Below are 2,951 nucleotides of genomic sequence, written 5' to 3'. Positions count from 1 at the left end.
GGGTTCGAGCGCGCCCTCGCGCGAGCGGGCCTCGACCCGACGGCGGCGCTCGTCGCCGAGGGGACCTCGGATGCCGCGGGCGGCAGGGTGGCGGCCCGTCGCCTGCTCGATCGACCACCGGGCGATCGGCCGACGGCCGTGTTCTGCTTCAACGACCAGATGGCGATGGGCGTCTACCAGGTGGCCGCCGCGCTCGGGCTCGACATCCCCGGAGACCTCTCGGTCATCGGCGTCGACGACCTCGACCTCGTCGCAGAAGCACTCGATCCGGGCCTGACGACGGTGGCGCTGCCGCACCGCGAGATGGGCCGGTGGGGGATGACGACACTGCTCGGGCTGATCGACGAGCGCGAAGTGCCGGGCTCCGAGCCGCTCCTGCTCAGGTGCGAGCTCGTCGAACGCGGCTCGGTCGGTCCCCCCTCGCCCTGACCGTCGAGCGGCCGACCTCATCCCGCGCGTTCCACCGGCGCGACCGCGAGGGGCGCGAGTTCGAACCGGTCGATGCGCGTCGCGCCGGAGACGGACTCGACCGAGAGCGCGTTCGCGTGAGGAATCCCGAACGCGAGGCTCGACAGCGTGGACTCACCGCCGTTCACGAACACCTCGACCGACGAGGCGTCGACGATCACGTCGAGCGCGACCGTCCCGTCGGCTGAGGGCGTGGCCGGGGCCGTGCGCACCTCGCGGTAGGCGTCGGGCATGGCGGATGCCGCGGCGTCGGCGTCGCGGGCGACGAAGGCGGTGCCCGACGCGAAGTCCACCCCGACGGTCGCGAATCGTCCCTCTCCCTCGAGCACCCGGAACCGGACCTCCTCCGCGGGGTCGGCCGGGTCGGGAGCGAGCGTGACGCGCAGCCGGTAGGCGTCGGACGTCGGCTGGGGGAGCGCCAGGCCGCCCTCGGCGGTGGCGGTCGCCGAGCCGAGGACCTGAGGGTCGCCCTCGAGGGCGTCGAGCGAGTCGACCGGCGTCGACCGCAGCGACATCCGCCCGCCCTGATCGGCCAGGCGGAGCTCGCGCACCACGGAGTCGGCGCCGCCGCTCCAGCCGTCGGTCGGGAGTTCGCCCGCGTACGACCAGTTGTTGAGCCACCCGATCGCGAGGCGCGACGCGAGGCGGTCGCGCTCGCCGAGGCGGGGGTCGTCCCACGTGACGGCGGCGTAGAAGTCGGAGCCCCGGTCGAGCCACTGCGGTTCGTCGGAGTCCGGGGTGAAGGTCCGCCCGTCCCAGTCGCCGATCCAGTACGCGGTGCCGGTCGTCATCCCGTACCGTTCCCCGTTCACTCCGGCGACCAGGACCCAGCGCGTGTTCGACGGGTCGCCGTCGACGGACATCTCGAAGAGGTCGGGGCATTCGAGGATTCCGAGGTCGTCGCGCTCGAAGCCCGAGCGGTAGGTCCACGACTTCAGGTCCGGCGAAGTATAGAAGCCGAGCTTGTGCCCCTCGGCCAGCGCCATCCGCCACTCGCCGCGCTCATCGTCCCAGTCGACCTTCGGATCTCGCCAGTGCTCGGCACCCGGGTTCTCCATCACCGGATTGCCCGCGTACGACTCGAATCGGTATCCCCCGTCGGTCGACACGAACAGCGACTGGCGCTGGATGCCGTCGAGCTGCTGCGTCACGAGCGCGACGACGGCGTCGCTGCCGAAGCCGGCGGTGTCGGCGGTGTCGATCACGGCGCTTCCGGTCAGGATGTCGCCGAGGCCGTTCTCGTACTTCTCGATCGCGACGCCCTCCTCGCGCCAGTGCACGAGATCGGTCGACGTCGCGTGGTACCACTCGGTGCCGTTCGCCTCCGGGTAGTCGGGGTTGTAGAGGTAGTAGTAGTGCCAGCGCCCATCGAGCCAGAAGGGTCGTTGCGGGTCGTTCATCCAGCGTTCGGCGGGGGTGAGGTGCACCGCGGGCCGGTAGGCCGACCAGTCGGACGGCCTCGTGTAGGCGACGTCGGCATCCGGGTCCGGTTCAGTCGCACTCGGTGCCGGCTCGGGTGGCGCGCCGCCGATCGCCTCCACCACCAGGGCTGCCGAGACCAGGCCCGCGACGGCGAGTCCCGCGGCGAGCCACGGGATGATCGCCTTCCGCCGCGACCGCTGCGTGCCGCTGCGAAGATCTCGCCCGTGCCGAGGCTCGGGTGGGGTTGTCCGGTTCATGATCCTCCGTGGTGTCGGCGACCACCGGGTCCGGGTCCCGCATGCGGGGCCGTCCGTCGGGACCGGCGGTGCGCCGTCGCATGTCGTGTGTTCGGGGAGGAGCGCAAGCGCCACTCGAGGAATCGCCGGCAACGCTAGCTGCGCACAAATCGATTTGCAAATGTCGTGATCCCGCCCGCGGTCGTGGAAGCGCGTTCATCCGCGAATGAGCGCGGATCTGGGCATTTCCATGCGAACGCACCTTCACCATCCGATGTTTCGCGCGAGTTGACATCGTTGTCAGTCTGCGCATAGGTTCCTGTGTCGGGGGAGCACAGACGCCACGTTTTCGAGGATTCGCTCAATCCTGACCGCCGCGGATCGGCACGATCCCGGACCGAAAGCGAAGAACGTGAAGACCACACGCAACGATTCGCGGCGCCCGCCCGGATCCACGGGTCCGGCGACCGGCGGTGTTCCGCGCATGCGCAGCGTCCGGATGGCGCTGCCCGGCCTCGCCACGACGCGAGTCCGAGCCATCGAGCCGGACCACGACTTCCGACCGACTGGCTGACGCCGGCCGGATCGGATCCGATCGACGGCATCGAACCGTCGATGGATGCGGTGGGCGACCCCGTCCACCGTCACCGCCGACCGCGACCCGGGGGACCCGGGCCGACGCCCGCGGAGGGCCGCGGTCGACCGTTCACCCTACGAAAGGCACGAATCATGGCACCATCCACGCGGCGCATCGCGCGCCCCCTCATCGGCGGCCTCACCGCGGCCGGCGTGCTCGCCGGCGCGCTCGTCGCCGGCGCTCCGGCG

2 protein-coding genes are annotated in these 2,951 nt (G+C 71.2%); one reads left to right on the top strand and one right to left on the bottom strand.

The annotated features are described in order from the left end of the window. Positions 1–429, top strand: a 429-nt coding sequence (locus ESO86_RS14675) for a substrate-binding domain-containing protein (RefSeq protein WP_165307925.1), incomplete at its 5' end; no start/stop codon positions are given. A 17-nt stretch (positions 430–446) separates the two neighbouring features. On the opposite strand, the gene ESO86_RS14670 is transcribed toward ESO86_RS14675, so the two are convergent. Beyond that, complete coding sequence (locus ESO86_RS14670) at positions 447–2,147, bottom strand: glycoside hydrolase family 32 protein (RefSeq protein ID WP_129235654.1); 1,701 nt, start codon at positions 2,145–2,147, stop codon at positions 447–449. Between the last annotated feature and the right edge of the window lie 804 nt (positions 2,148–2,951).

The sequence above is a fragment of the Agromyces binzhouensis genome (assembly GCF_004135055.1).
GTDB classification, from domain to species: domain Bacteria; phylum Actinomycetota; class Actinomycetes; order Actinomycetales; family Microbacteriaceae; genus Agromyces; species Agromyces binzhouensis.
Note: the sequence above shows the minus strand (reverse complement) of the source record. Positions and strands in the feature narration are given on the sequence as shown.